Origin of the sequence: Anaeromassilibacillus sp. SJQ-1 (assembly GCF_046693725.1) — a bacterium.
Taxonomy (GTDB): Bacteria; Bacillota; Clostridia; order Oscillospirales; family Acutalibacteraceae; genus Anaeromassilibacillus.
Window position 1 is genome coordinate 56,642 of record NZ_JBKEIV010000038.1, and the last position, 23,073, is coordinate 79,714.

The window sequence follows — 23,073 nt, forward strand, 5'->3', positions numbered from 1 at the left end:
GGGCAGTCGGTTTTCTGCGCGCAAAAGCACTTTCTTCACGGCGCTTCGATTCGAGCCGCCGTTTTTTCTTTGTCCTGACAGCTTCCACGGCGGCATAGAAGGAGGATGCCGCTATGCTGCGCCGGATACTATCCCCGCCTGATCTGACAAGGACTAACCGCTCAAAAAAAGCCCGTTCCAGTCGGCGGAGATGTTCGGCCATGAGTATGAACTATACCATGTAAACAATTTACTATTGCGCCCGGTGGGTCTGTGACCTGCCGGGCGCTTTTTGTCGTTTCCTGCGGTCGGGATAGCTGGCCGTTGCTTTTCCCAAATTTTCTTCAAAAGGAGGCGTTTAGCGGGCAGAACACGCTCTCGCAGGATTGGTAGTAGCGGAAAGGGAGAGAACTACCTGATCCTCCCATAGAAAAGGGGTGAAACTGATGGAATCTAACCCCCGCGACTATGGCGAGCAATGCCGGTTCGATGCTTTTTGCAAGAAGGTATTGCGAAACGAGGCCAGGGCCTACCTGCGGAACATGAAACGCCAAAGAGAGCGTGAAGCCTTCTTTAGCGACTTGTCCCAGGCGGAACTGGACAAGCTCTGCGTCGTGGATCGTTACCCCAGCGACAGCATTGTGTCCTCGTCGCACGGCTACGATCTACATATCGACAACAAGATTGCTAATAAATCACAGAAAATAAAACTTTCCTTTTAAGATAGTGGAGTTTTTACTATTTGTCCCGTCCAAGCAGACGGATCATTCTATAGTATTAGGAGTATTAGGGGCTAGAGCGATCATCTTGATATATCTCAACGTGTTGGAGGAGTACCTATTATGCAGAAGATTAACGCGTAAACAGGGGGATAAATGGCCTATGTTCTTTTTTGATCCCTGTCCGCATATAAGTGTACAGGCAATCAAAAACAGGGGGATGGGAGAATGGATGAATTTTATTATGATGAAGAATATCAAAGGGATCTACACGATGTTGGACAGACATCGGAAGAGCGAGGGCTATACGATTCCTTGGAAGAATCACCGAAGAAAAAAGCGAAACGTGCCAGTTCTTGGCTATTGACCGTTGTACAAGTGTCTGTATGTGGAGGATTAGTTGTGGCGGCATTGGTACTGAAGGTATTTGGTGGGGAACTATATACCAATGTGCGAGATTGGTATGTTAAAAATATTAACAATTCGATTGTAGCAGAGGAGCAGGCGGAATCAATTCCGAACCAAGGTGTTGGAATTTATGCCGAAGGCATCCTCTGCACCGGAATCATCGGAAGTGGAGAGCAATGAGGTCTCCGAAACGGAGAGTACATGACCTTTTCAATTGGAGGATGTCGCGTAACAATTAGCTTTCTTTTTGTGGCGGTGCTTGCTTTTTTTCTATTGTTGGATACCAACGGAATGGCTATTCCAGGAATTGTAGCTGCAGCTCTGCACGAGGGTGGACACCTGGCTGTCCTGTTAGCAGTCAGGTGTCCACCTAAGGCAATCCGACTGACTCCTTTTGGGGCAGAAATTGTACGCCAGGGAGAACCACGCGGTTATTTAAGAGAGGCAGCCGTAGACCTCGCTGGACCCTGTGCCAATCTGATGACTTTGGGAGGATGCTTGTTGGCAGGTGCTGGTACAGGGAAATTTGCGGCGGCCAATCTTTTGATCGGCTCCATGAATCTTATGCCAGTGGACCCACTCGATGGAGGGCAAGCATTACACGCCATACTCTGCTTGCGGTTGCAGGAGGAAACTGCTGAACGTCTGGTGACGGTTATTTCGATCTGTACATTACTTCCGCTAGCGGTGGCTGGATTCCTGTTGCTGCTTCGTTCGCGTTATAATTTCTCGCTGTTACTGGTGGGATGTTATCTGATGCTGTTGCTTTTACTTAAGAAGCACCGTTTTTGCGGCTTAAGTAATTTACGATGATTTTGTGTTATCCTGTGGATGGCGCTGCAATGAATAACGCAGTTGCTGTCCACAGGCTGTAACAGAACGATCAACCCGCTATACGCTCTAGTAGAAAATTTTTGTGTATAGGTTTATATATCGCGGTATAGATCTTGACAAATATTCCAAAAATACGTATAATGTTCTATAAGGTTAGCGATTGCTAACTCTAAAACAATAAATCATAAAGGAGGCTTTTATATGTCCATGATCCAAAAGGAAGTCACGACTTTCGGTGCAAGCGTACCAAAATAATGCATTTCATACGGTGACAAAACAAGATATTCTCGGGAAGTGGAGCGTCTTTTTCTTCTATCCTGCAGATTTTACCTTTGTTTGCCCTACGGAACTGGAAGATTTGGCGAACAAATATGAGGAGTTTAAAGCTGTGGGCTGTGAAATATACTCGGTCTCCTGTGATACTCATTTTGTACACAAGGCTTGGCACGATGCCTCTGACCGTATCAAGAAGATTCAGTATCCTATGTTGGCCGATCCGACGCATGCTTTGGCAAAGGATTTTGAAGTATATATTGATGCAGATGGCGTTGCAGAACGCGGTAGCTTTATTGTAAATCCAGAGGGAAAGGTTGTAGCGTATGAAGTGATTGCGGGCAATGTTGGCCGTAATGCGGACGAGCTGTTCCGCCGCGTACAGGCGAGTCAGTTTGTCGCGGAACATGGAGACGAGGTTTGTCCGGCAAAGTGGCAACCTGGTGCAGAAACGCTCAAGCCGAGCCTGGATTTGGTAGGGCAACTGTAAATTATGGCAGAGATGAATATAGACAATCTGTATGACGTTGTTGTCATTGGCGGCGGTCCTGCTGGATTGACGGCCGCTCTGTATTTGGCCCGCGCCCGATACCGTGTGTTGGTGATTGAAAAGGAACGTTTTGGTGGACAGATTACCATCACTTCCGAGGTGGTCAATTACCCCGGCGTGGCACGCACCAGTGGAACAGAGCTCACAGAGACGATGCGTAAGCAAGCGCAAAGCTTTGGAGCAGAGTTTTTATTGGCTGAGGTAGAGCGTTTGGAATTGGATGGCGATGTCAAAACCGTCCAGACAAGCCGCGGAGCACAGAAGTGTTTTGGAGTTCTCTTGGCCACTGGCGCACATCCCCGCATGGTTGGGTTTGCGGGTGAAGAGGAATTCCGCGGGCATGGTGTGGCTTACTGCGCGACGTGTGACGGAGAATTTTTCACGGGAAAAGAAGTCTTTGTAGTGGGGGGCGGATTTGCCGCTGCTGAAGAGAGCGTTTTTCTTACGAAATATGCGCGGCATGTCACAATCCTGATCCGTGAGGAAGATTTTACCTGCGCCAAAGCGACGGCAGATGCGGCGAGAAGCAATGAAAAAATTACGGTCCTGACAAACACACAGGTGGAATCAGTATCCGGAGACGCCTCTCTGCGGATTCTTCGCTATCGTAATTCCAAAACGGGAGAGGTAACAGAGTACCGGTCCCCGGAAGGGGAGACCTTTGGCGTATTTGTATTCGCCGGGTACGAACCCTCCACAAGTCTGGTTAAGGGGATAGCCGAACTGAATGAGCAGGGATATGTGGTCACCGATTCACAACAAAAGACCAATGTGGATGGCCTCTATGCGGCGGGAGATGTATGCATCAAAAGCCTGCGTCAAGTTGTCACTGCAGTAGGTGATGGAGCTCTTGCCGCAACGGAGTTGGAAAAGTATGTGGCAGCAATGCAGCGAAAGACGGACCTGCATCCAGTTCCTCCGGTGACAAGAGTTTCGAAGGCAGAGCCGGAGAAAAAAGGACCTGCAAAGGACGAAGGCCTGTTTTCTGAAGAGATTCGAGTACAGTTGGATGCTGTGTTTTCAAAGATGGCCCAACCGCTGCTCTTGAAACTCTATCTGGATGAGCGTCCAGTTTCAAAAGAACTGGAGCAATATATGACGGCCATGGCAGCGTTGACGGACAAGCTTTCTGTGGAAACAGACCGGCAGGCGGATACTGCGCAAGAGCGCCCCTGTGTCCGTGTCTGCAAAGCGGATGGAACAGAAACTGGATTGGCATTCCATGGAGTGCCTGGAGGCCATGAGTTTACCTCGTTTGTTTTGGGATTGTACAATGCTGCTGGTCCAGGACAGGCGCTAAATCCGGAGACCAAGGAAGAAATCCAAGCAATCTCTCAACCGGTTTCTATGAAAGTTTTGGTCTCCCTTTCCTGCACAATGTGTCCAGAACTGGTCACTGCGGCTCAAAGAATCGCCTCTTTACACCCTCAGGTGACCGCTGAAGTATATGACCTTAACCATTTTTCGGAGTTAAAGGACCGTTATCAGGTGATGAGTGTGCCTTGCCTGGTTGTTAATGACACGCAGGTGTCGTTTGGAAAGAAAAATATCCGCCAGTTATTGGAGCTCCTACAAGAGAAATAATCTATATGGTCAATGGACTTTTGCATAGTGCCGCCTGGCCCCGTAAATCTGGGGTTGGGCAGCCCTTTTAGCCTCCAATCCGTTTTTCATGACCCTTGTTGAAAAAAGGTGCGGCCATAGAAGCGAGAAATATGTAGATTTTACGCCCGTGTGGCATTCGCTTCTGCGAAGGCTGCTTGGACAAACGGGCGGCTTAACAGTACACCACTTCTGCTACGTTTTTTGCTACTTTTGAACGCCAAGTGAGGCTCTGAAATGCCGGGTTATGCGGGGTGTCTTCCGAAACGCAAAATGCCGGAACTGCTTGATATTCCAAGCAGTTCCGGCCATTGCGAAGATTCGAAAAGATAATTAGAAATCGGGAAAACTTTTTATAGAAAATATAGGTCAGTAGAAAGATTTCGAATCCTTCTCGCTCTGCTGTGCAGGAGGACAACAGAAAATGATGATATTTTGATGGGTCATTTGGCTTTTTTGTCGTAAACCCAAGAGCAACTGCCTTTGTCTGGGGAAAGGAATCGATTATACATGGTATGGTTTTCCATAGGCGATCAATGCGCCACCCTTTTGGACCCCAAGGGAATGGGTAAAATATAGGACAACGCCATCAAAGTTTGCGCGGTAGTCGATGGTTTTACCATACCGGTCTACCAATTTTCCCAGCAGCTCTCCGCGGCGGCATGGAGAATCAGGCGTTTTGTAACAATACCAAAATCCATCTTCCGGCGCTTCTTCATAACGCACCTGTTCCAGTTCGACGGAGGGGGAGGTTATCGGAGAGGCAGGACCTATTCCCAGGAACCCCATAAGCTCATAGATGTTCTGTTTACAAGCCGCCACTTCATCCGAATGCCAGGTTCCCCCGCCGCCGCGTTCCACCAAGAGGGAAGGAATCTGTAGCTGCGCCGCGTAGCTGTAGAGGCCGTTTTTGGCAACAGATGGAACCCGATAAGACAGCGAAAGACAGGAAGCAGCACGGCGGGCCTCTCTTTCTATTTTTTTGCCGGCTCCAACCGGAAAGAACACCAGAGGAGTCATAGACTCACCACTTCCACCGCCGTGCAGATCGAGTAGAAAGTCCGCTTCCTTATAGAGAACCTGTTCCAAAGCATAAGCCATTCGCTGGGTGACGCCCCCCTGAGCAGAACCCGGAAAACAGCGGTTCAGATTGTTTCTGTCTGCGGGAACCAAGTCTGTTCCGGCATAAAATCCCGCTGCGTTAACAAGGGGAACGAGCAGAACGCGGCCGAAAAGTTCCTGGGGCCGGAGTTCTTGAAGGATTTCTGTACAGCTTGAATGCCGACGTATTCACAGCCGTGGACCCCAGCTGTAACGACAAGCGTTTTTCCGGGGAAAGCCCCCTGTACAATCACCGCTTCGATAGCATCCGCGTCGGGGACAGGAATCAAAAAATGTTTCTGTTCCCCAGGGGAACAGTTGAGAGAAAAATCCATAGTGGTTTCCTTTCCAGCACACAGGAACATAAAGAACTAACGCGCTTTTGCAATTGAGTTTGTTTTTGCTAACCAAAGGATAGCATAGCGGATTTTGGTGGAAAACGCAAGAGATTGAATTCCTATGCGGATCGATCTTTTTCGCAAAAGGATGCGTATGAGAGCTTAGTTCGTTTTAACAGGAAGGATGGTGCGAATCCAAATGAAAGAAAAATCTTCAAAAAGGGCTTGAAAATACCCTAAGGGGGTATTATAATAGAGGTAAATTCAAAATACCTGTAGGGGGTATTTGAAAGGGGAGATTTCCATGGACCGTCAACAAGGTTCTTTGCAACCACCCAACGAAACGATGGAATGTGGTTGTCATTATAAAGCAACGCCTCGTGGGGATATGGAATTACGCCAACTGCAAAACCGTCTAAAACGAATGATTGGGCAGCTCAATGGAATTGGAAAGATGCTAGAGGATAACCGTTACTGCGGTGATATTCTGGTACAGGTTGCAGCAGTTGAAAGTGCTCTTCAGGCGTTTGGTTATCTTGTTTTGCAAGATCATCTGGAAACCTGTGTAGTAGAAGAAATTCGCAAGGGCAATACACAGGTGGTGGATGAAGCGTTGGAATTAATCAAAAAGCTGAAATAGTGAAGGGAGGAAGAACCTGTGAAAACAGAAAAATATACCGTCACCGGTATGACCTGTGCTGCTTGCCAGGCAAACGTGACCCGGTGTGTGCAAAAACTGGAAGGCGTCGAGGATGTGAATGTCAGTTTGCTGGCAAACCAGATGACTGTCATCTACGACGAAGCCCAGCTAGAACCGAATGAGATCATTTCGGCTGTTCAAAAGATCGGTTATGGTGCGGCGTTGCCAGAGCAGGCAGGCGCAAAAGATAACAGCTTCCGGAGTGAATGGCAGGCCAGGAAAGACCGGGCGGAGGAGAATCGAAAAAGCATGAAGCGCCGGTTGGTGTCTTCGATTGTTTTATTGATTCCATTGATGTATATTGCGATGGGACCGATGATGTATCTGCCGGTTCCCAGCATTTTTGTTGGAATGGACAATGCCCTAATTTCGGCTCTGACACAGTTGTTGATTACCATTCCGATTCTTTTTATCAACCGGCATTTTTTCCAGAATGGGCTGAAGTCACTGTTCCACAGAGCCCCCAATATGGATTCTTTGGTAGCGATTGGTTCAGGGGCGTCCCTTGTCTACGGTATTTTTGCCATGTTCCGTATGGCCTATGGTTTTGGTCATGGGGATATGGCAGTAGTACATGAATACGCGCATGCGCTGTATTTCGAATCTGCCGCGATGATTTTAACCTTGGTGACAGTTGGAAAATATTTGGAAGCAAAATCCAAGTCCAAGACCTCGGATGCGCTTGGAAAACTGGTGGATCTTGCGCCCAAAAATGCTGTGGTTATCCGCGGCGGCGTGGAACAGACGATCCCTGCGGAACAGGTCATCGCGGGAGATATCGTAGTCATCCGACCGGGTGAAGGGATTCCTGTAGATGGGGTTGTGACCGAGGGGCACGGCTATGTGGATCAAGCGGCGATCACGGAGAGAGTATTCCAGTTGAGAAAAATCCCGGCGATCCGGTGATCTCAGCAACCATCAACAAGAATGGAACCTTTCGCTTTCAAGCGTCCAAGGTGGGAGAGGACACGACATTATCGCAGATAATCCGCCTAGTTGATGAGGCGGGGAATTCCAAGGCGCCGATTGCGCGTCTGGCGGATAAGGTCAGTGGTGTATTTGTGCCAACCGTGATTGGAATTGCCATAGTAACGGCCATTGTCTGGCTCCTCATGGGTCAGAATTTTGAATTTGCGCTATCAAATGCTATTTCTGTCTTGGTGATCTCCTGCCCCTGCGCATTGGGGTTAGCTACGCCGGTTGCCATCATGGTCGGGACTGGAAAGGCTGCTGAGATGGGAATTTTGATTAAATCTGCGGAAAGCCTGGAAAATCTTCATGCGGTGGATACAATCGTGCTGGACAAAACAGGAACCATCACCTCCGGACACCCGTCGGTCACCGATGTGGTTGTCATAGATTCCCATATAACGGAACAGACTTTGTTGGAGGAGGCAGCAGCGGTCGAGACCGGTAGCGAACATCCTTTGGCGCAGGCAATTGTGGAATATGCCAAGCAAGTGGGAATATCCATCCCGAAAGCAGAGACCTTTGAAGCACAGGCTGGACGTGGAGTCAAGGCAACGGTCCGCGGGCATGCCTATCTTGCAGGAAACACGGCATTTATGGAAGAAAGCCACCTCTTGGCAGCGGATGTCCGTGCCCAAAAAGTTCGGGATGCAGTGAAAAAACTGGCAGAGGAGGGGAAAACCCCACTCCTTTTTGCAAGAGACGGGACGATCGTGGGAATTTTCGCCGTGGCAGATACCATCCGTGCATCCAGCCGTGCTGCAATTCAGCAGTTCTCAAAGATGGGGCTGCATGTCGTTATGTTGACCGGGGACAATCGTGTGACGGCAGAAGCGATTCGCCGGGAACTCGGAATTGAAAAAGCCATTTCAGACGTACTTCCCACCGAAAAGGAGGCCAATATTCGCGCTTTGCAGGAACAAGGGCATAAGGTCGCTATGGTTGGCGATGGTATCAACGACGCTCCAGCGTTGACACGCGCTGATATTGGCATCGCAATCGGCGCTGGAACGGATATTGCCATTGAATCAGCCGATGTAGTGCTGATGAAGGATTCCTTAGAGGATGTGGCCACGGCGATTGATCTGAGCCGGGCGGTGGTTCGGAATATTCATATGAACCTATTTTGGGCGTTTTTTTACAATATTTTGGGGATTCCAGTTGCAGCCGGCGTCTTATTCCCGGCGTTCGGCCTGCGTCTAAGCCCGATGATTGGCTCAGCGGCCATGAGTTTGAGTTCGGTCTGTGTGGTTACCAACGCTCTGCGGCTCCGTTTCTTTAAGCAGAAGGGGAAGGAGCAGCACAGCGCGGAACATCTGGCGGCTTTGCCAGAGATAAAAGAAACTCCGGTTCCTGCGGAACAGGGCCCGGTAGAACAGAAAGGAACGATTTTGATGAAAAAAGTATTGATTGTAGACGGTATGATGTGCGCACATTGCCAGATGCATGTGCAAAAGGCTTTGGAAGGCGTGGACGGCGTACAAGAGGCAGTGGTTGACCTGGAAAAGAAACAGGCGACCGTTTCCCTCTCGAAGGAAGTATCCGATCAGGTATTGATGGACGCTGTGCAGGAGGCAGGTTACACGCCGGTCAGTTGCGCGAAAGAATAAGAAGGCTGTAAAAGGCTCCGGAGAAAAGAATATCCGGGGCCTTTTACAATCAAAAAAGAACAGGAAGTTAAAAGGTTCTTATGCCAGTTTCCATCCAATTGCCTCTTTATGAGCATGGAGGAAATCCGTATATAGGCCGGACTGCTGGGAAGAGCTCCTCATGGGTTCCCTTTTGTACAATATGACCGCCGTCCAGCACGAGGATTTGACCCGTTAGAAAGGGATTTGTGCCGGTTTTGTTACCGGGCGAAAAGAGGCTGTCGGGTGGAAACTTCGCGTTTTGCAGAAAAAAAGCAAATAAACGCTTGACTTTTTCCCGCATGAACTTTAAAATCAGTTTAAACTAAGGAAGAGCGAATAGAGGATCTTTTGAAGGTCCAAACAAGAAGGGCGTTCCTGTCGCACAGTTGGCGGAGGAACGCCCTTCTTGCCGATTGAGGTTGAACTCTCAACTTCCTTGCGGATACGGCTGGTGCGCAGCGGATTAAACATTGCATTGCAAGCAGAAGTACAGTATAATAAAAATTCGAGATTGCGATATAGTTGTAAATGCGATAGAACGGGAGAAAATGGAATGAATCCAGAGCTTGAAAAATTATTGATGAAGGTGCAGAAGCCGGGAAGATATACCGGCGGCGAGCTAAACAGCGTTGTAAAGGACAAGCGTGCGGTGGATGTTCGTTTTGCGTTTTGCTTTCCAGATACATACGAGGTCGGGATGTCCCATCTGGGCATGAAGATTCTGTATGGATTGCTCAACGAGCGGGAGTATATCTGGTGTGAGCGCGTGTTTGCCCCTTGGGTGGATATGGAGGAGCAGATGCGCAAAAGCGGGATGGAGCTCTTTGCCCTAGAGAGCGGAGACAGCATCCACGACTTTGATATGCTCGGGTTTACGCTCCAATACGAATTGAGTTACAGCAATGTCCTGAACATGCTGGATTTGGCGAATATTCCGCTGCGGAGCGCGGACCGGAAGGGGCTGTCGCCGCTCGTTGTGGCGGGGGGGCCCTGCGCCTGCAACCCGGAACCATTGGCCGATTTTGTCGATCTGTTCTTCCTCGGCGAGGGAGAAGAAGTCGATCTGGAAGTGATCGACTTGTACCGCGCTTACAAAAAGGAAGGGCGCTCCAAAGAGGAATTCCTGCGGGCGGCAGCCCAGATCGAGGGGGTGTACGTGCCATCCCTGTACACGGTCGCCTACAATGAGGACCACACCATAGCTGCCATAACACCGGAGCCGGGGATTCCCGCCACGGTGAAAAAGCGCCTGATGCTCGACATGGATCATTCCTATTTCCCGGACAAATTTGTCGTACCTTATATTGAAATTGTCCATGACCGGACTGTGGGGGAAGTATTCCGGGGCTGTATCCGAGGATGCCGGTTCTGTCAGGCCGGTTTTATCTATCGTCCGGTGCGGGAGAAGTCTGTGGAGGTTGTGGACCGGCAGTGCCATACGCTTTGTGACAATACCGGATACAACGAGATCTCACTTTCATCCCTGAGTACCAGCGACTATACAAAGATCGATGCGCTCTTGGAGCAGCTTTTGAGCTGGGCGCGGGATGAAAAGACCAGCGTATCCCTGCCGTCGTTGCGTGTGGATGGCTTTTCCAATGAGCTGATGACCAAAATCAAATCCGTGCGTAAAAGCGGCCTTACCTTTGCGCCAGAGGCCGGTACGCAGCGCCTGCGTGATGTAATCAACAAAAATGTCAAAGAGGAAGAGCTGATGAAGACCGTCAACATGGCGTTCTCCGGAGGTTGGAATACCATCAAGCTTTATTTTATGATCGGCCTGCCAACTGAGACGTTGGACGATGTGGCGGGGATCGCGGAGTTGGGGCAGAAGGTGGTCAACGCCTACTATTCCAATCCCAACAAGCCGAAGGGGCGCGGGGTGTCGGTGACATTGAGCGCGTCCTCTTTTGTTCCGAAACCCTTTACACCCTTTCAGTGGGAACCACAGGACCCGATCCCGCTGCTGCATGAAAAGCAGCGCCATCTGCTGCATTCGGTCACTACGCGGAAGATCACTTGTAACTATCACGACGCAGATACCAGCTTTTTAGAGGCGGTCTTTGCGCGCGGAGACCGGCGGCTCTGCGCTGTGTTGGAAGAAGCGCATCGGATGGGGTGCAAATTTGACGGCTGGAACGATTATTTCTCCCTTCCCCGCTGGTTGGAAGCCTTTGAGTCCTGTGGGGTCGATCCAGCTTTTTTATGCAAACCGGCGCAGGGGCTTTGATGAAGTGTTGCCCTGGGATCATCTGGACTATGGGATCCGCAAAGAATTTTTGATTCGAGAGTGCCAGCGGGCATATGCCGATACCACGACGCCGAATTGCCGCGAAGCGTGTTCGGCTTGCGGTGCAGCCTGTTTTAAGGGAGGAATCTGCTATGAGGACCGTTAGAATTTGGTTTCAAAAGATCGGCACCGCACGGTTTATCTCCCACTTGGACCTGACACGCTGTATGTCGCGCGCCATTCACCGGGCTAAAATTCCACTGTGGTATACACAGGGCTTTAATCCTCGGGCGTTTTTGACCTTTGCTCTGCCGCTGTCCCTTGGCGTGGCGGGCGAGCGCGAGAGCGTCGACATCAAATTGGAGGACGACGGCCCGTCCAATGAAGAATTGGTTGTGCGGCTGAATGAGGCATTGCCGAACGATTTGCCGGTGCTTGCTGTGACAGAACCGGTGATGAAGCCGGGAAAGATCGCGTACGCATCCTTTGTGATGTTGATAGATCCCGAGGGAAGGGACGCCGATACATTGGCTAAGGAAGTGACCGGGTTGTTCCGTCGCGAATCGCTTGTGGTCCCCAAGCATACAAAAAGCGGCTTTGTCGATTTTGATATCCGGCCCTACTTGGACCGCGTAGAGGTACTGCCCATCGAGGGAAAGGTGGAGATTCGCGCGGTGCTTCCCGCGGGCAGTGAAATGAATATCAATCCGCATCTGCTGCTGGAGGCAGTCCAGCGGGAGTTGGGGTTGGAATTGTATGCACAGATCCGCCGTACCAACCTCTACGATGGACAGTTCCATGAGTTCCAGTGAGGGAAGCCGGACGGGCTCATATCTGTGTAGAAAAAAGAGGCATATTGCTTTGCAATCCAATGGGAAAAACATAGAGAGGCTGCAAGAAAATTGAAAAAATCCTTGCACCTTTTGGCGGATTGTGGTATGCTATATAAGCATTTGGAAACCGCACGCACTCTTTCGGTGGGGTTCAGTGCCCGGATGATTCCGTGACATTGAAGCGGACAGTCCTCTGCCATGGTTCTCGTGGCATGAATGTCTGAAAAATTTAGGAGGATCTAACATGGACGCATTGAAATTGATTGCTCAGGATTCCGTGAAGGCGGAAATTCCCCAGTTTGAGGTGGGCGATACCATCCGCATCGACGTAAACATTCGTGAAGGTGACCGCGAGAGAATCCAGGTCTTTGAGGGCACAGTGATTGCACGCAAGGGTTCCGGTATCTCCGAGACATTTACCGTTCGCCGTGTTTCCTATGGCGTCGGCGTGGAGAGAGTTCTCCCGCTGCATTCCCCCAACGTCAAGGGCATCAAGATTGTTCGCAAGGGCCGTGTGCGCCGCGCGAAGTTGTATTTCCTGCGCGACAGAGTCGGCAAGGCTGCGAAGGTCAAGGAACAAATCAGATAAGCATTGGATTGGAAAAGGGACAGATGATGTCCCTTTTTCTTATCGCGCGGGCGTGTTGCGGCCCGTAAGAGTCGAGAAAGCAGGTGATTGGCTTTGGAGCGGCAAAATTTATCCTTCCCAGAGGAGGAGCGCACCGGGGACGAGGGCCCTCTGCAGGGAAAAGCGGTCAAAGGTTGCTACGAATGGATGGAGGCGATCATCCCCGCCTTGATCCTTATTATGGTGTTCTTTACATTTGTCATCCGCAGCATTACAGTTTCCGGGCCGTCGATGGAACCCACGCTGATGGATCAATATAAAGTGTGGGTATCCTGTATAGGTTACGCTCCGCAGGCGGGGGGATATTGTTGTTGTAGATGGTTCTGGTACAGCGCTCGACGAGGTGATTGTCAAGCGTATCATTGCTACAGAAGGAGATGACCGTAGACATTGACTTTGATAACGGCTATGTTTATGTGGATGGCCAGCAGCTTGACGAAAGTGCGTACATTCAGAATGGAATCACGCGGGATCAGTACGATGTGGAATTTCCACAGACGGTGCCGGAAGGGCATGTGTTTGTGCTGGGCGATAACCGCATTGTTTCCAAGGACAGCCGTGACTCTGAAGTCGGTATGATCGACCAGCGCTGCATCATTGGAAAAGTGCAGATGATCTATCAGCCGTTTTCTGCGTTCGGATGGGTAGCATAATGAAAAAAGGAGCTCTGGTCCCTGTTGAATGATCGGGAGGAATTGGGATATTCTGGCGGCCCACGCCATATTGCATCGCCGGCGACACGGTTGGTGACGCACTGCTACGAGTGGTTGGAGGCTCTGTCCTCTTCGCTGATCGTAGTGGTGCTTCTATTCACGCTGTTATTTCGTATTGTCAATGTGAGCGGGCCATCGATGCTGCCGACGTTACAAGATAACGACCGCGTTTTGTTGACCAGTTATTTTTACCGTCCACAGCCCGGTGATGTGGTGGTGATTACCCACACTGCGAAGCTGCAAGAGCCCATTATCAAACGTGTGATTGCCCTTGAGAATCAGACGGTCGATATCGATTTCGAGACCGGTACGGTCTACGTGGATGGACAGGCGCTGGATGAAAGCGCCTACATTGCGAATGGGATTACGACGCAGCCGTCCGACTACACATATCCGTTGACGGTTCCAGAGGGGCACCTCTTTGTACTGGGAGACAATCGTGCGGTCTCTAAGGACAGCCGCAACAGTTCTGTGGGAATGATCGACGAGCGCTATGTTTTGGGAAAGGCGGAACTCGTTGTATTTCCCTTTAGCCGTTTTGGAAAGATTTTATAAGAAAGCCCGACAGGAGGGATTTTATGAGCGAAGCACAGTCGATTCAGTGGTTCCCCGGTCATATGACGCGGACCAAACGGCAAATTGAAAAGAGCCTCAAGTTGGTGGACGCAGTGGCGGAGATCATCGATGCGCGCGTGCCGGTCAGCAGCCGGAATCCGGTCTTGGATAAGCTGATTCAAAACAAACCGCGCGTTATTTTGATGAATAAGTGCGATATGGCAGATCCCGTGCAGACGGCTCGCTGGATCGCTTATTTCCAGTCGCAAGGAATCCCGGCGATTGCCATCGACTGCAAGACCAACCGAGGTCTGAATGGTTTTATTCCATTGGTTAAGGAAGTCCTAAAAGAGCGCATTGCGGCTTGGGAGGCCAAGGGAATGGTGTGCCGTCAAATTCGTGTGATGGTGGTGGGGATTCCCAATGTGGGGAAAAGTTCCCTGATTAACCGCCTTTCCAAGGGTGGAAAGGCAAACGTGGAGGATCGCCCAGGCGTTACGCGCTCCAATCAGTGGTTTTCCATTGCCAAGGGGTTTGAACTCCTGGATACCCCCGGCGTGTTGTGGCCAAAGTTCGAGGACAAGGAGGTCGGTGAACGCTTGGCCTTTACGGGGGCGGTCAAGGACGAGGTGGTGGATACCGAACATCTTGCTTCCCGCCTGCTGGAGGTCTTGCGCGACCAGTATGCGGATGCGGTTAAACAGCGGTATAAGCTGGGCGATATGGACCTTTCTGGGATGAAGGGTTATGAAATTCTGGAATGGATCGGCAAAAAGCGCGGTATGTTGATCTCTGGTGGCGAGATCGACACAGAACGCGCCTCCATCGCCGTGCTGGATGAATTCCGTGGCGCGAAGATGGGGCGGATTACGCTGGAGGCGGCCCCCGCCCCGGCGAGAAAATGAGGTGCGTATGGAACAGATCGACTGGTTTGCATACGAGTCGGCGGCGCATCGGCGGGGCTTTGTACAGGTATGCGGCATCGACGAAGCGGGACGTGGCCCTCTGGCCGGCCCGGTGTTCGCTGCCGCTGTTCTTTTGCCCGTGGGTGCAGAGATCGAAGGCCTAAACGACTCAAAGAAATTGACGGAAAAGAAACGGGAACAGCTTTTTGATGTGATCCAAAAGACCGCATTGAGCTACTCGATCGCGTTTGCCACCGAGCAGGAGATCGATACGATCAATATTTTACAGGCAACTTTTTTGGCGATGCGCCGTGCCTGCGAAGGGCTTTCGGTTCGTCCGGATTATGTTTTGGTCGACGGCAACCGGATGCCGCCGCTGGACATTCCAGGGGAGACGATTGTCAAGGGGGATGCTTGTTCTGCGAACATTGCTGCCGCTTCTATCCTGGCAAAGGTAAGCAGGGACCGCTTGATGCTCGAATTGGACAAGCTGTATCCGGAATATCAATTTGCCAAGCATAAGGGATATGGAACGAAACTGCACCGGGAATGCCTTTTACAGTATGGTCCGTGCCCTATCCACCGGCGTTCTTTTTTAAAGAAGATTTTGGGGGAGACCTTTTGAACCGCGGGGCCTATGGCGAAGAACAGGTCGCCGGCCTTCTGCGGGGAAAGGGTGGAAGCTTCTGGAACAGAACTATCACAGCCGCTACGGCGAGATTGACATGATTGCTGTGGATGGTCCGTATATTGTTTTTATAGAGGTTAAAACCCGTGCGCAGGATGCGGGGACCGGTCCTTTGGAAGCGGTGACACCGGCTAAGCAGAGACGGATCATCCAAACGGCCCTTTGTTATTTACAGGAGCATCCATCCCGTTTGCAACCGCGTTTTGATGTAGCTGCCGTTGTAGTCGGAGAGGAAGGACTGGCGATTGAATACCTCAAAGATGCATTTGATGGAGGCGGGTATGAACTATTTTGATCTGCATTGCGATACCATCGCAGAGTGCTGGAAACAGGGCAAGGATCTTTGGGACAACGACCTGCACCTTTGCTTGAAACGCGGGGCGGCCTACCATCCGTGGTTTCAATGCTTTGCGGTTTGGATTCCCGATGAACTGCGCGGAGAAGAGGCATACCGCTACTACGAGGCGGTGTACCGTGAGCTTTTGCGGCAGGAACAACTACACAGCGACAAGTTGAAGATCTGCCGGTGCGCATCGGATTTTCAGGAGGTACAGCCGTCCGGCAAATGCGGCGCACTTTTTACCGTAGAGGGTGGAGCGGCGCTCGGTGGGAAGGTAGAGCGTGTAGCCCGGTTAAAAGCGTGCGGTGTGAAAGCGGTCACCCTTACCTGGAACGCTTCCTGTGAGATTGGAGATGGCGCAGAGGTGGTTCACCCAAAAGGATTGACGCCGTTTGGGCGCGAGGTGGTGCGCGAACTGGAGCGCAACCGCATTGCCGTGGATGTTTCCCATGCGAGCGAACCTCTTTTTTGGGATGTGGCCGAGCAGATCGAGGGGCCGTTCCTTGCCACGCACTCCGACTCCCGTAAGCTTTGTGGGAGTTTACGGAACCTGACGGATGAGCAGTTCTGCACCATCCGTGACCGGGGTGGTGTAGTTGGCGTGACCTTTGTGCGCCGGTTCTTGGATGATTCCTGGCAAGCGGGCATCGAGGACGTCATGCGGCATATTGAACACTTTTTGGCATTGGGCGGCGAAAACACCGTAGCCATCGGTGGGGATTTCGACGGAACGGATTTGCCGGATGGAATGACGGGTGTGGAGTCCGTTGAAGCGTTGGCAGAATGTTTGTTGCGTCATAATTACCCAGAAACCTTGGTTCAGGCGATCTTTTTTGACAATGCGTACCGTTTTTTCACTTCTCTTTGACAACTGTAGATTTCTATTATAAAATAGAACGGCGACAAGAGCGCGGCTGAAATTCGTCAAGTGCTCCCGCGTCTGCTTGGGGGCTTTCAATCGCGCTTTGGGACGGCGGAAAACAGAAGGAGGAAACAACATGAACTATCAATGCACAAGGAACAGCGCCGAACAGGTCTCCGCGGCGCAGGCCATTGCGCAGGGAATCAGCGGGGATGGAGGCCTTTTTGTGCCTGAAAATTTGCCGCAGTACGACTCCTCCGTGCTGGAGGAGTTAAGAGATGGCACCTATCTCCAGCGCGCAGAGCGGATTCTCGGCGACTTTTTGACAGACTTTACCGCAGAAGAAATCCGTGAGTGTGTGGAAAAGGCCTATGGTGGAGAAAAATTTTCCGGTGGGCATCCCGCGCCCCTGGTGGAGCTGCCAAATTGCCCGGCTCCCGTCTATTTGCTGGAATTGTGGCACGGGCCGACCTGTGCATTTAAGGACATGGCGCTCCAAATTCTGCCGCACCTGTTGACAAAATCGCTGAAAAAGATCCACTCGGATAAGACGGCGGTGATTCTGGTGGCGACTTCCGGAGATACCGGCAAGGCCGCGCTGGAGGGCTTCCGCGATGTGGAGGGGACGAAAATCCTGGTATTTTATCCGCAAAACGGTGTAAGCGCCATGCAAAAGACGCAGATGACCACTCAGGAGGGCGGCAATGTAGCGGTATGTGCCATTGAGGGGAATTTCGACGATGCACAAACCGGTGTGAAGCGTATCTTCACCGATCCAATTATGAAGGAAAAGCTGGAGGAAAACGGTATGATGTTCTCCAGCGCAAATTCGATCAATTGGGGACGCTTGCTGCCGCAGATCGTCTACTATTTCTCTGCGTACAGCGATCTTCTGAAAGAAGGAAAGATACAGCTGGGTCAGGAAATCAATATCGTGGTTCCCACGGGCAACTTTGGCAATATCCTGGCTGCCTATTATGCAAAGAAAATGGGGCTGCCAGTTCATAAGCTGATCTGCGCCTCCAATGCGAACAATGTACTGACGGAGTTCCTGCGCACGGGTGTATATGACCGCAACCGTCAGTTCTTCACAACGATCTCGCCGTCCATGGATATTTTGGTATCCAGCAATCTGGAACGCCTGCTGTACGATCTTACCGACCGGGACAGCGCGCGTGTGGCAGGTTGGATGAAACAGCTCTCTGAAACCGGGCGTTATGAAGTGGGGCCGGAGATCCTGCAGAAGCTGCATGAAATCTTCCACGCAGGTTTTTGCGACGATACGCAGACAGGCGAGGCAATCGCTGAAGTTTATCATATGTCCCACTATGTGTGCGATACCCACACGGCGGTAGCGGTACAGGTGTATCGTCATTATCTGGCGGAGACACAGGATGAAAAGACGCCCACGGTAGTCGCATCTACAGCAAACCCATACAAATTTGCAACCAGCGTTTTGTTGTCCATCGATTCGAAAAAAGGGGACAGCAGCGACCTGGAAAATGTGCATACCCTCGAAGCGCTCACCGGCGCGCCGGTACCGGCGCCGATCTCTGCTTTGGAGGGTAAACCCGTCCGCTTTACACAGTGTTGTACGCCAGATCATATGAGCGATATGGTGCTCAGCGGATTGGGAATTTCCAGATAAAGCAAGCAGCAGGCCCTCGCGGCCTTCCATAGAAAGGACGATTACAATAGCGGTATTTGCAATTGCGGACCTGCACCTTTCCTTGGGGACGGATAAGCCAATGGATGTCTTTGAAGGTTGGCAGGGTTACGTAAAAAAACTGGAAAAGAACTGGCGTGCCGTTGTCTCGGAGACAGATACCGTCGTGATTGCTGGAGACATCTCTTGGGCGATGCGGCTGGAGGAGACAGAAAAGGACTTTGCGTTCATTCACTCGCTCCCGGGCAGGAAATGGCTTTTGAAGGGAAACCACGACTATTGGTGGTCTACCCGCAAGAAGATCGAAACTTTCCTAGCAGAAAAAGGTTTTGACAGCATCGGCGTGATTCATAATTCGGCGGTTCTCGCGAATGGTATGGCACTCTGCGGCACGCGCGGATGGCTTTATAACGCAGAGAGTGAAGAGGATGTCAAAATTGTCAATCGCGAAGTTGGACGATTGAACGCTTCTATCGACGATGGAATTCGCCAGGGAGGTGAACCGGTGGTGTTTTTGCACTATCCGCCGGTGTATGATGGTGCAGAATGCCGGGAAATCCTCGACACGCTGGTCAAGCGTGGAATCAAGACCTGTTATTTTGGGCATATCCACGGCAGCCAGGCGGCGCGGCGCGCCATCACCGGCGAGTATGCCGGCATCAAGATGGTGTTGATTTCGTGCGATCATTTAGGGTTTATGCCACTGCTTGTACGAGGGGCGTAGACTTTCTTGAAAGAGGTCCCACGGATCTGTAAAGCGAAGAAACCGTGTATGCACAAAGGTGCTCTGTGTTTCTCGCAGAAATATCTCCTTTCATGTCTCATTGGGAGACGCCTGCAGGAGAAGGGCCATCTACCGGCTTTGGCTGTTTTTTCGGATGGCCTGTGTTCTGCCTTCCATGTAGCCGTGAATAAATTTTGAATATTTTTACAATGGGTGGAATATCCTGAACTGTTGTGCTATAATAACTAAGATAATTTGCAATTTTGCAGGAGGAATAAAAATGGCTCTGAAATCAAGCAACAAGGTTGACACCAACCGTTACCAGCTGGAAGTAGAAATCGACGGCGCATCCTTTGAAAAAGCGGTGGATCAAGCATATCGCAAACAGAATAAGAAGATCATGATCCCCGGTTTCCGCAAGGGCAAGGCTCCGCGTGCTTTTGTGGAAAAGTACTATGGGGCAGAGGTCTTCTATGAGGATGCCATCAATGCGCTCTATCCGGACGCGCTGGAAGCGGCTGTCAACGAAGCGAAGCTTGACATGATTGAAGATAAAATTGATTTTGATCTCGTTTCTGCCGGCAAGGATGGCCTGGTATTCAAGGCTACCATTACCACGAAGCCGGAGGTACAGATCGAAGGCTATAAGGGCATTGAGGCGAAGAAGGCCAAGGTCGCTGTGACCGATGAGGCCGTTGACGCTGAAATTGCAAAGGTACAGGACCGCAATTCCCGTATGGTGACGGTTGAGGACCGCGCTGCACAGAACGATGACATTGCAGTGATCGATTTTGAGGGTTTTGTGGACGGCGTTGCATTTGAAGGCGGTAAGGCGGAAAACTTCAGCCTGACACTCGGTTCTGGACAGTTTATCCCTGGTTTTGAAGAGCAGGTGGTCGGCCATACCACGGGTGAAGAGTTCGACGTGAACGTGACGTTCCCGGAGGATTACCAGGCAAAAGAGCTCGCCGGTAAAGAGGCGGTCTTTAAGATCAAGCTGCATGAGATCAAGGTGAAGGAACTGCCGGAGGTCGACGACGATTTTGTGAAAGATGTCAGCGACTTTGATACGCTCGATGAGTACAAGGCCGATGTTCGCAAGAAGCTGGAAGATGCTGCGGAAGCACAGGCGAAGGACGGTGTGGAAAATCAGCTGATTGATAAGCTCGTAGAGCTGGTCCAGGCAGAGATTCCAGAGGCGATGTATACCAACCGCATCAACGACGATGTGCGCGATTTTGCCTATCGTTTGCAGTCTCAGGGTTTGAACCTGAATACATACCTGCAGTACACGGGTATGAATATGGATGGGCTGCGTCAGTCCTTCCGCCCGCAGGCAGAGCGCCAGGTCAAGGTTCGCCTTGCGTTGGAGAAGATTGCTGAACTTGAAAACATTCAGCCAACAGATGCTGATCTGGAAGCAGAGTATGAGAAGCTTGCTAAAAACTACGAGCTCGAGGTTGATAAGGTGAAGTCCTTTATTCCGAAGGAAGAGCTTGTGAAGGATATTGCGGTTGAGAAGGCCATCCAGGTCGTGCGCGATACTGCCGTTGTGACAGAGGCCGATGAGGCGAAGGAAGCAAAGGCAGAGGAGGCCAAGGACGCAGAATAAAATTTTTGTATAACCGGCGGAAAAGCGGCCAAAGCTCTGTACGTGTTTGTCATCAAGGGGCGTGAGCCTTTCTGCCGGAGAGGCCGCCGTGCTTCCCACGCGGAACACGGCGGTAGTCCTATATCGATTTTCGCGTGGAGAACCGAGGATTCTAGGATGATTTTTGGAAATAGCTATACCGATATGAGCTTGGTCCCCTATGTGGTGGAGCAGACGAGCCGCGGCGAGCGTTCCTACGATATTTTTTCCCGCTTGCTCAATGACCGCATCATCATGTTGACAGAAGAGGTAAATGATACCACTTCCAGCCTGGTGGTCGCGCAGCTGCTCTATCTGGAGGGGCAGGACCCAAGCAAGGATATTTCTCTATATATCAATAGCCCCGGCGGATCGGTGACCGCTGGCCTGGCGATCTACGACACAATGCAGTATATCAAATGCGATGTGTCCACCATCTGCATGGGCATGGCAGCCAGTATGGGGGCGTTTCTTCTGGCGGCCGGTGCAAAAGGCAAGCGCCTTGCTCTGCCAAACAGTGACATCATGATCCATCAGCCGAGCGGCGGCGCCCAAGGCCAGGCGACGGATATCCAGATTCACACAAACCACATTCTACAGACCAAAAAGCGCTTGAACCGAATTTTGGCGGAACGCACGGGCCAGCCGCTGGAAGTCATTGAGCGGGATACAGAACGCGACAATTTCATGACCGCAGAACAGGCGATGGAATATGGCTTGATCGACAAGGTCATTGAACACCGCTTACCCCTTGCCATGTAGACAAAACCTTTTTTGAATGAGATAGGTTGGTGATACGAATGCCCAATAACGACGACATCAAAGAGAGAGGCATTTGCTGTTCCTTTTGTGGGAAGCCGCAGAGCGAGGCGCGCCGGCTGATCGCCGGACCCGGCGTCTATATCTGCGATGAGTGTATCGAGCTGTGTATGTCCATTTTGGAGGATGAAAACAGCCTGAACGCCCGCAAGAGCAGTTACAGCGAGACCTCCGCCGTGCTGCCAAAGCCGCAGGAAGTCAAAAAACAGCTTGACGAATATGTGATTGGGCAGGACGAGGCCAAGATCGCGCTGTCTGTGGCGGTTTACAACCATTATAAGCGCATTTATTATGGAAAAGACGATGTGGAACTCACCAAGAGCAATGTGCTTTTGTTGGGGCCTACGGGTGTGGGAAAGACGCTTCTCGCACAGACGCTGGCCAAGATTCTGGATGTGCCGTTTGCCATCGCGGATGCTACCACACTGACAGAGGCCGGTTATGTGGGTGAGGACGTGGAAAACATCCTTTTGCGCCTGATTCAGGCGGCAGATTATGACATTGAACGCGCTGAACGCGGGATCATCTATATTGATGAGATCGACAAGATCGCCCGCAAGTCGGAAAATCCCTCGATCACTCGCGACGTGAGTGGCGAGGGGGTCCAGCAGGCGTTGTTGAAGATTTTGGAGGGGACCGTCTCCAATGTACCACCACAAGGCGGACGTAAGCATCCTCAGCAGGAGTTCTTGCAGATCGATACCTCCAACATTCTGTTCATCTGCGGTGGAGCCTTTGACGGTTTGGAAAAGGTCGTGGAGAAGCGCACTGCCTCCTCTTCGATGGGGTTTGGCGCAGAAGTGCGCAGTAAAAAGGACTTGGATACCACGGCATGGATGCAGGATGTAATTCCGCACGATTTGGTAAAATTCGGCTTGATCCCCGAGTTGGTGGGCCGTTTGCCGGTCATTGCCGCGTTGAACGGCTTGGACGAGGATTCGTTGGTGCGGATTCTCACAGAGCCGCGGAACAGTCTGCTGAACCAGTATAAAAAGCTGTTCCAGCTTGACAAGGTGAATTTGGAATTTCAGCCGGAGGCCCTGCGGGCGGTTGCGCGCAAGACGATTGAGCGTAAAACCGGTGCACGCGGGTTGCGGAGTATTATGGAGGAGATACTAACCCCGCTGATGTACGAGGTTCCCTCGGACTATACAGTGGAGCAAGTGACCATTACACCGGAGACAGTGGAAAAGGGCGAACCGCCTCTGCTCACTTATAATCCGGACCGCAAGCCCGTCAAGATCAAGATTACAACGTCGAGAAAACGCGGTAGAAAAGATACCGCATGATGCGCAGCCGGGGACGGTTTAGCGCAGTCGATTCGAAAAACGATGGCTGTTGCAGCGGGGCGGCTGAGAAGCCCTCCGCCTTGCGGC

The 23,073-nt window shown here is 51.2% G+C and carries 21 protein-coding genes and 3 pseudogenes; 22 read left to right on the forward strand and 2 right to left on the reverse strand.

All coding sequences use genetic code 11. The annotated features are described in order from the left end of the window. The first annotated feature begins 425 nt into the window (after positions 1-425). The 5 genes and pseudogenes from ACGCCZ_RS10215 to ACGCCZ_RS10235 all read left to right on the forward strand — a co-directional run bounded on the left by ACGCCZ_RS10215 (position 426) and on the right by ACGCCZ_RS10235 (position 4,347). Positions 426-701, forward strand: a complete 276-nt coding sequence (locus tag ACGCCZ_RS10215; RefSeq protein ID WP_411655954.1) for a hypothetical protein — start codon at positions 426-428, stop codon at positions 699-701. Positions 702-926: 225 nt separating this feature from the next. Then, positions 927-1,286, forward strand: a complete 360-nt coding sequence (locus ACGCCZ_RS10220) for a hypothetical protein (protein WP_411655955.1) — start codon at positions 927-929, stop codon at positions 1,284-1,286. 69 nt (positions 1,287-1,355) lie between these two features. Beyond that, positions 1,356-1,919, forward strand: a complete 564-nt coding sequence (locus ACGCCZ_RS10225; RefSeq protein ID WP_411655956.1) for a site-2 protease family protein — start codon at positions 1,356-1,358, stop codon at positions 1,917-1,919. 222 nt (positions 1,920-2,141) lie between these two features. After that, positions 2,142-2,703, forward strand: a pseudogene (gene ahpC / locus ACGCCZ_RS10230) (alkyl hydroperoxide reductase subunit C). A 3-nt stretch (positions 2,704-2,706) separates the two neighbouring features. Continuing rightward, positions 2,707-4,347 (forward strand): FAD-dependent oxidoreductase, encoded by a 1,641-nt coding sequence (locus ACGCCZ_RS10235; protein WP_411655957.1) that lies wholly within the window; start codon positions 2,707-2,709, stop codon positions 4,345-4,347. Between the two features lie 522 nt (positions 4,348-4,869). Here the strand turns inward: ACGCCZ_RS10235 and ACGCCZ_RS10240 are convergent. Next, the gene (locus tag ACGCCZ_RS10240) at positions 4,870-5,628 is read right to left on the reverse strand and encodes a succinylglutamate desuccinylase/aspartoacylase domain-containing protein (protein ID WP_411655966.1); all 759 of its coding nucleotides are present in this window, start codon (positions 5,626-5,628) and stop codon (positions 4,870-4,872) included. Next, positions 5,511-5,831 (reverse strand): hypothetical protein, encoded by a 321-nt coding sequence (locus ACGCCZ_RS10245; protein ID WP_411655958.1) that lies wholly within the window; start codon positions 5,829-5,831, stop codon positions 5,511-5,513. The genes ACGCCZ_RS10240 and ACGCCZ_RS10245 overlap by 118 nt, the downstream gene beginning before the upstream one ends. A gap of 277 nt (positions 5,832-6,108) precedes the next feature. Here ACGCCZ_RS10245 and ACGCCZ_RS10250 point away from each other — a divergent pair, with 277 nt between their 5' ends. The 17 genes and pseudogenes from ACGCCZ_RS10250 to clpX all read left to right on the forward strand — a co-directional run bounded on the left by ACGCCZ_RS10250 (position 6,109) and on the right by clpX (position 22,986). After that, on the forward strand, positions 6,109-6,444 hold the full coding sequence (locus ACGCCZ_RS10250) for a metal-sensing transcriptional repressor (protein ID WP_411655959.1): 336 nt from the start codon (positions 6,109-6,111) through the stop codon (positions 6,442-6,444). A gap of 83 nt (positions 6,445-6,527) precedes the next feature. Next, positions 6,528-9,080, forward strand: a pseudogene (locus ACGCCZ_RS10255) (cation transporter); the annotation flags it as partial. Positions 9,081-9,657: 577 nt separating this feature from the next. Further along, positions 9,658-11,500, forward strand: a pseudogene (locus ACGCCZ_RS10260) (TIGR03960 family B12-binding radical SAM protein). Beyond that, positions 11,487-12,146 (forward strand): TIGR03936 family radical SAM-associated protein, encoded by a 660-nt coding sequence (locus ACGCCZ_RS10265; RefSeq protein WP_411655960.1) that lies wholly within the window; start codon positions 11,487-11,489, stop codon positions 12,144-12,146. The pseudogene ACGCCZ_RS10260 and the gene ACGCCZ_RS10265 overlap by 14 nt, the downstream one beginning before the upstream one ends. A 265-nt stretch (positions 12,147-12,411) precedes the next feature. Further along, complete coding sequence (gene rplS, locus ACGCCZ_RS10270) at positions 12,412-12,756, forward strand: 50S ribosomal protein L19 (protein WP_411655961.1); 345 nt, start codon at positions 12,412-12,414, stop codon at positions 12,754-12,756. Positions 12,757-12,849: 93 nt separating this feature from the next. Beyond that, positions 12,850-13,176 carry a S26 family signal peptidase gene (locus tag ACGCCZ_RS10275; protein WP_411655962.1) on the forward strand — a complete coding sequence of 109 codons (327 nt, stop codon included), beginning with the start codon at positions 12,850-12,852 and terminating at the stop codon, positions 13,174-13,176. Next, a complete protein-coding gene (gene lepB, locus ACGCCZ_RS10280; RefSeq protein ID WP_411655963.1) occupies positions 13,173-13,448 on the forward strand; it encodes a signal peptidase I in 276 nt (91 codons plus the stop codon). The genes ACGCCZ_RS10275 and lepB (ACGCCZ_RS10280) overlap by 4 nt, the downstream gene beginning before the upstream one ends. Positions 13,449-13,472: 24 nt before the next feature. Further along, positions 13,473-14,063: a signal peptidase I gene (gene lepB, locus ACGCCZ_RS10285; protein ID WP_242967273.1), complete on the forward strand. Its 591-nt coding sequence runs from the start codon at positions 13,473-13,475 to the stop codon at positions 14,061-14,063. 23 nt (positions 14,064-14,086) lie between these two features. Continuing rightward, the gene (ylqF, locus tag ACGCCZ_RS10290) at positions 14,087-14,968 is read left to right on the forward strand and encodes a ribosome biogenesis GTPase YlqF (protein ID WP_054323351.1); all 882 of its coding nucleotides are present in this window, start codon (positions 14,087-14,089) and stop codon (positions 14,966-14,968) included. Between the two features lie 7 nt (positions 14,969-14,975). Further along, positions 14,976-15,593: a ribonuclease HII gene (locus tag ACGCCZ_RS10295; protein WP_054323448.1), complete on the forward strand. Its 618-nt coding sequence runs from the start codon at positions 14,976-14,978 to the stop codon at positions 15,591-15,593. 100 nt (positions 15,594-15,693) lie between these two features. Next, on the forward strand, positions 15,694-15,951 hold the full coding sequence (locus ACGCCZ_RS10300) for a YraN family protein (protein WP_411655964.1): 258 nt from the start codon (positions 15,694-15,696) through the stop codon (positions 15,949-15,951). Continuing rightward, a complete protein-coding gene (locus ACGCCZ_RS10305) occupies positions 15,938-16,864 on the forward strand; it encodes a dipeptidase (protein ID WP_411655965.1) in 927 nt (308 codons plus the stop codon). The genes ACGCCZ_RS10300 and ACGCCZ_RS10305 overlap by 14 nt, the downstream gene beginning before the upstream one ends. 130 nt (positions 16,865-16,994) lie before the next feature. Then, positions 16,995-18,506, forward strand: coding sequence for a threonine synthase (gene thrC / locus ACGCCZ_RS10310; RefSeq protein ID WP_054323347.1), 1,512 nt, complete (start codon positions 16,995-16,997; stop codon positions 18,504-18,506). Between the two features lie 46 nt (positions 18,507-18,552). Then, the gene (locus ACGCCZ_RS10315; RefSeq protein ID WP_054323346.1) at positions 18,553-19,248 is read left to right on the forward strand and encodes a metallophosphoesterase; all 696 of its coding nucleotides are present in this window, start codon (positions 18,553-18,555) and stop codon (positions 19,246-19,248) included. A gap of 280 nt (positions 19,249-19,528) precedes the next feature. After that, on the forward strand, positions 19,529-20,860 hold the full coding sequence (tig, locus tag ACGCCZ_RS10320; RefSeq protein WP_054323345.1) for a trigger factor: 1,332 nt from the start codon (positions 19,529-19,531) through the stop codon (positions 20,858-20,860). Between the two features lie 183 nt (positions 20,861-21,043). Next, a complete protein-coding gene (clpP, locus tag ACGCCZ_RS10325; RefSeq protein WP_411655967.1) occupies positions 21,044-21,640 on the forward strand; it encodes an ATP-dependent Clp endopeptidase proteolytic subunit ClpP in 597 nt (198 codons plus the stop codon). A 38-nt stretch (positions 21,641-21,678) separates the two neighbouring features. Next, on the forward strand, positions 21,679-22,986 hold the full coding sequence (gene clpX, locus ACGCCZ_RS10330) for an ATP-dependent Clp protease ATP-binding subunit ClpX (RefSeq protein WP_054323344.1): 1,308 nt from the start codon (positions 21,679-21,681) through the stop codon (positions 22,984-22,986). Positions 22,987-23,073: the final 87 nt, after the last annotated feature.

Coding starts and splice junctions, on each gene's coding strand:
- ACGCCZ_RS10215 (WP_411655954.1), top strand. CDS start 426: ATGGAATCTAACCCCCGCGACTATGGCGAGCAATGCCGGTTCGATGCT.
- ACGCCZ_RS10220 (WP_411655955.1), top strand. CDS start 927: ATGGATGAATTTTATTATGATGAAGAATATCAAAGGGATCTACACGAT.
- ACGCCZ_RS10235 (WP_411655957.1), top strand. CDS start 2,707: ATGGCAGAGATGAATATAGACAATCTGTATGACGTTGTTGTCATTGGC.
- ACGCCZ_RS10245 (WP_411655958.1), bottom strand. CDS start 5,831: ATGTTCCTGTGTGCTGGAAAGGAAACCACTATGGATTTTTCTCTCAAC.
- ACGCCZ_RS10250 (WP_411655959.1), top strand. CDS start 6,109: ATGGACCGTCAACAAGGTTCTTTGCAACCACCCAACGAAACGATGGAA.
- ACGCCZ_RS10265 (WP_411655960.1), top strand. CDS start 11,487: ATGAGGACCGTTAGAATTTGGTTTCAAAAGATCGGCACCGCACGGTTT.
- rplS (WP_411655961.1), top strand. CDS start 12,412: ATGGACGCATTGAAATTGATTGCTCAGGATTCCGTGAAGGCGGAAATT.
- lepB (WP_411655963.1), top strand. CDS start 13,173: ATGACCGTAGACATTGACTTTGATAACGGCTATGTTTATGTGGATGGC.
- ylqF (WP_054323351.1), top strand. CDS start 14,087: ATGAGCGAAGCACAGTCGATTCAGTGGTTCCCCGGTCATATGACGCGG.
- ACGCCZ_RS10295 (WP_054323448.1), top strand. CDS start 14,976: ATGGAACAGATCGACTGGTTTGCATACGAGTCGGCGGCGCATCGGCGG.
- ACGCCZ_RS10300 (WP_411655964.1), top strand. CDS start 15,694: ATGATTGCTGTGGATGGTCCGTATATTGTTTTTATAGAGGTTAAAACC.
- ACGCCZ_RS10305 (WP_411655965.1), top strand. CDS start 15,938: ATGAACTATTTTGATCTGCATTGCGATACCATCGCAGAGTGCTGGAAA.
- thrC (WP_054323347.1), top strand. CDS start 16,995: ATGAACTATCAATGCACAAGGAACAGCGCCGAACAGGTCTCCGCGGCG.
- tig (WP_054323345.1), top strand. CDS start 19,529: ATGGCTCTGAAATCAAGCAACAAGGTTGACACCAACCGTTACCAGCTG.
- clpP (WP_411655967.1), top strand. CDS start 21,044: ATGAGCTTGGTCCCCTATGTGGTGGAGCAGACGAGCCGCGGCGAGCGT.
- clpX (WP_054323344.1), top strand. CDS start 21,679: ATGCCCAATAACGACGACATCAAAGAGAGAGGCATTTGCTGTTCCTTT.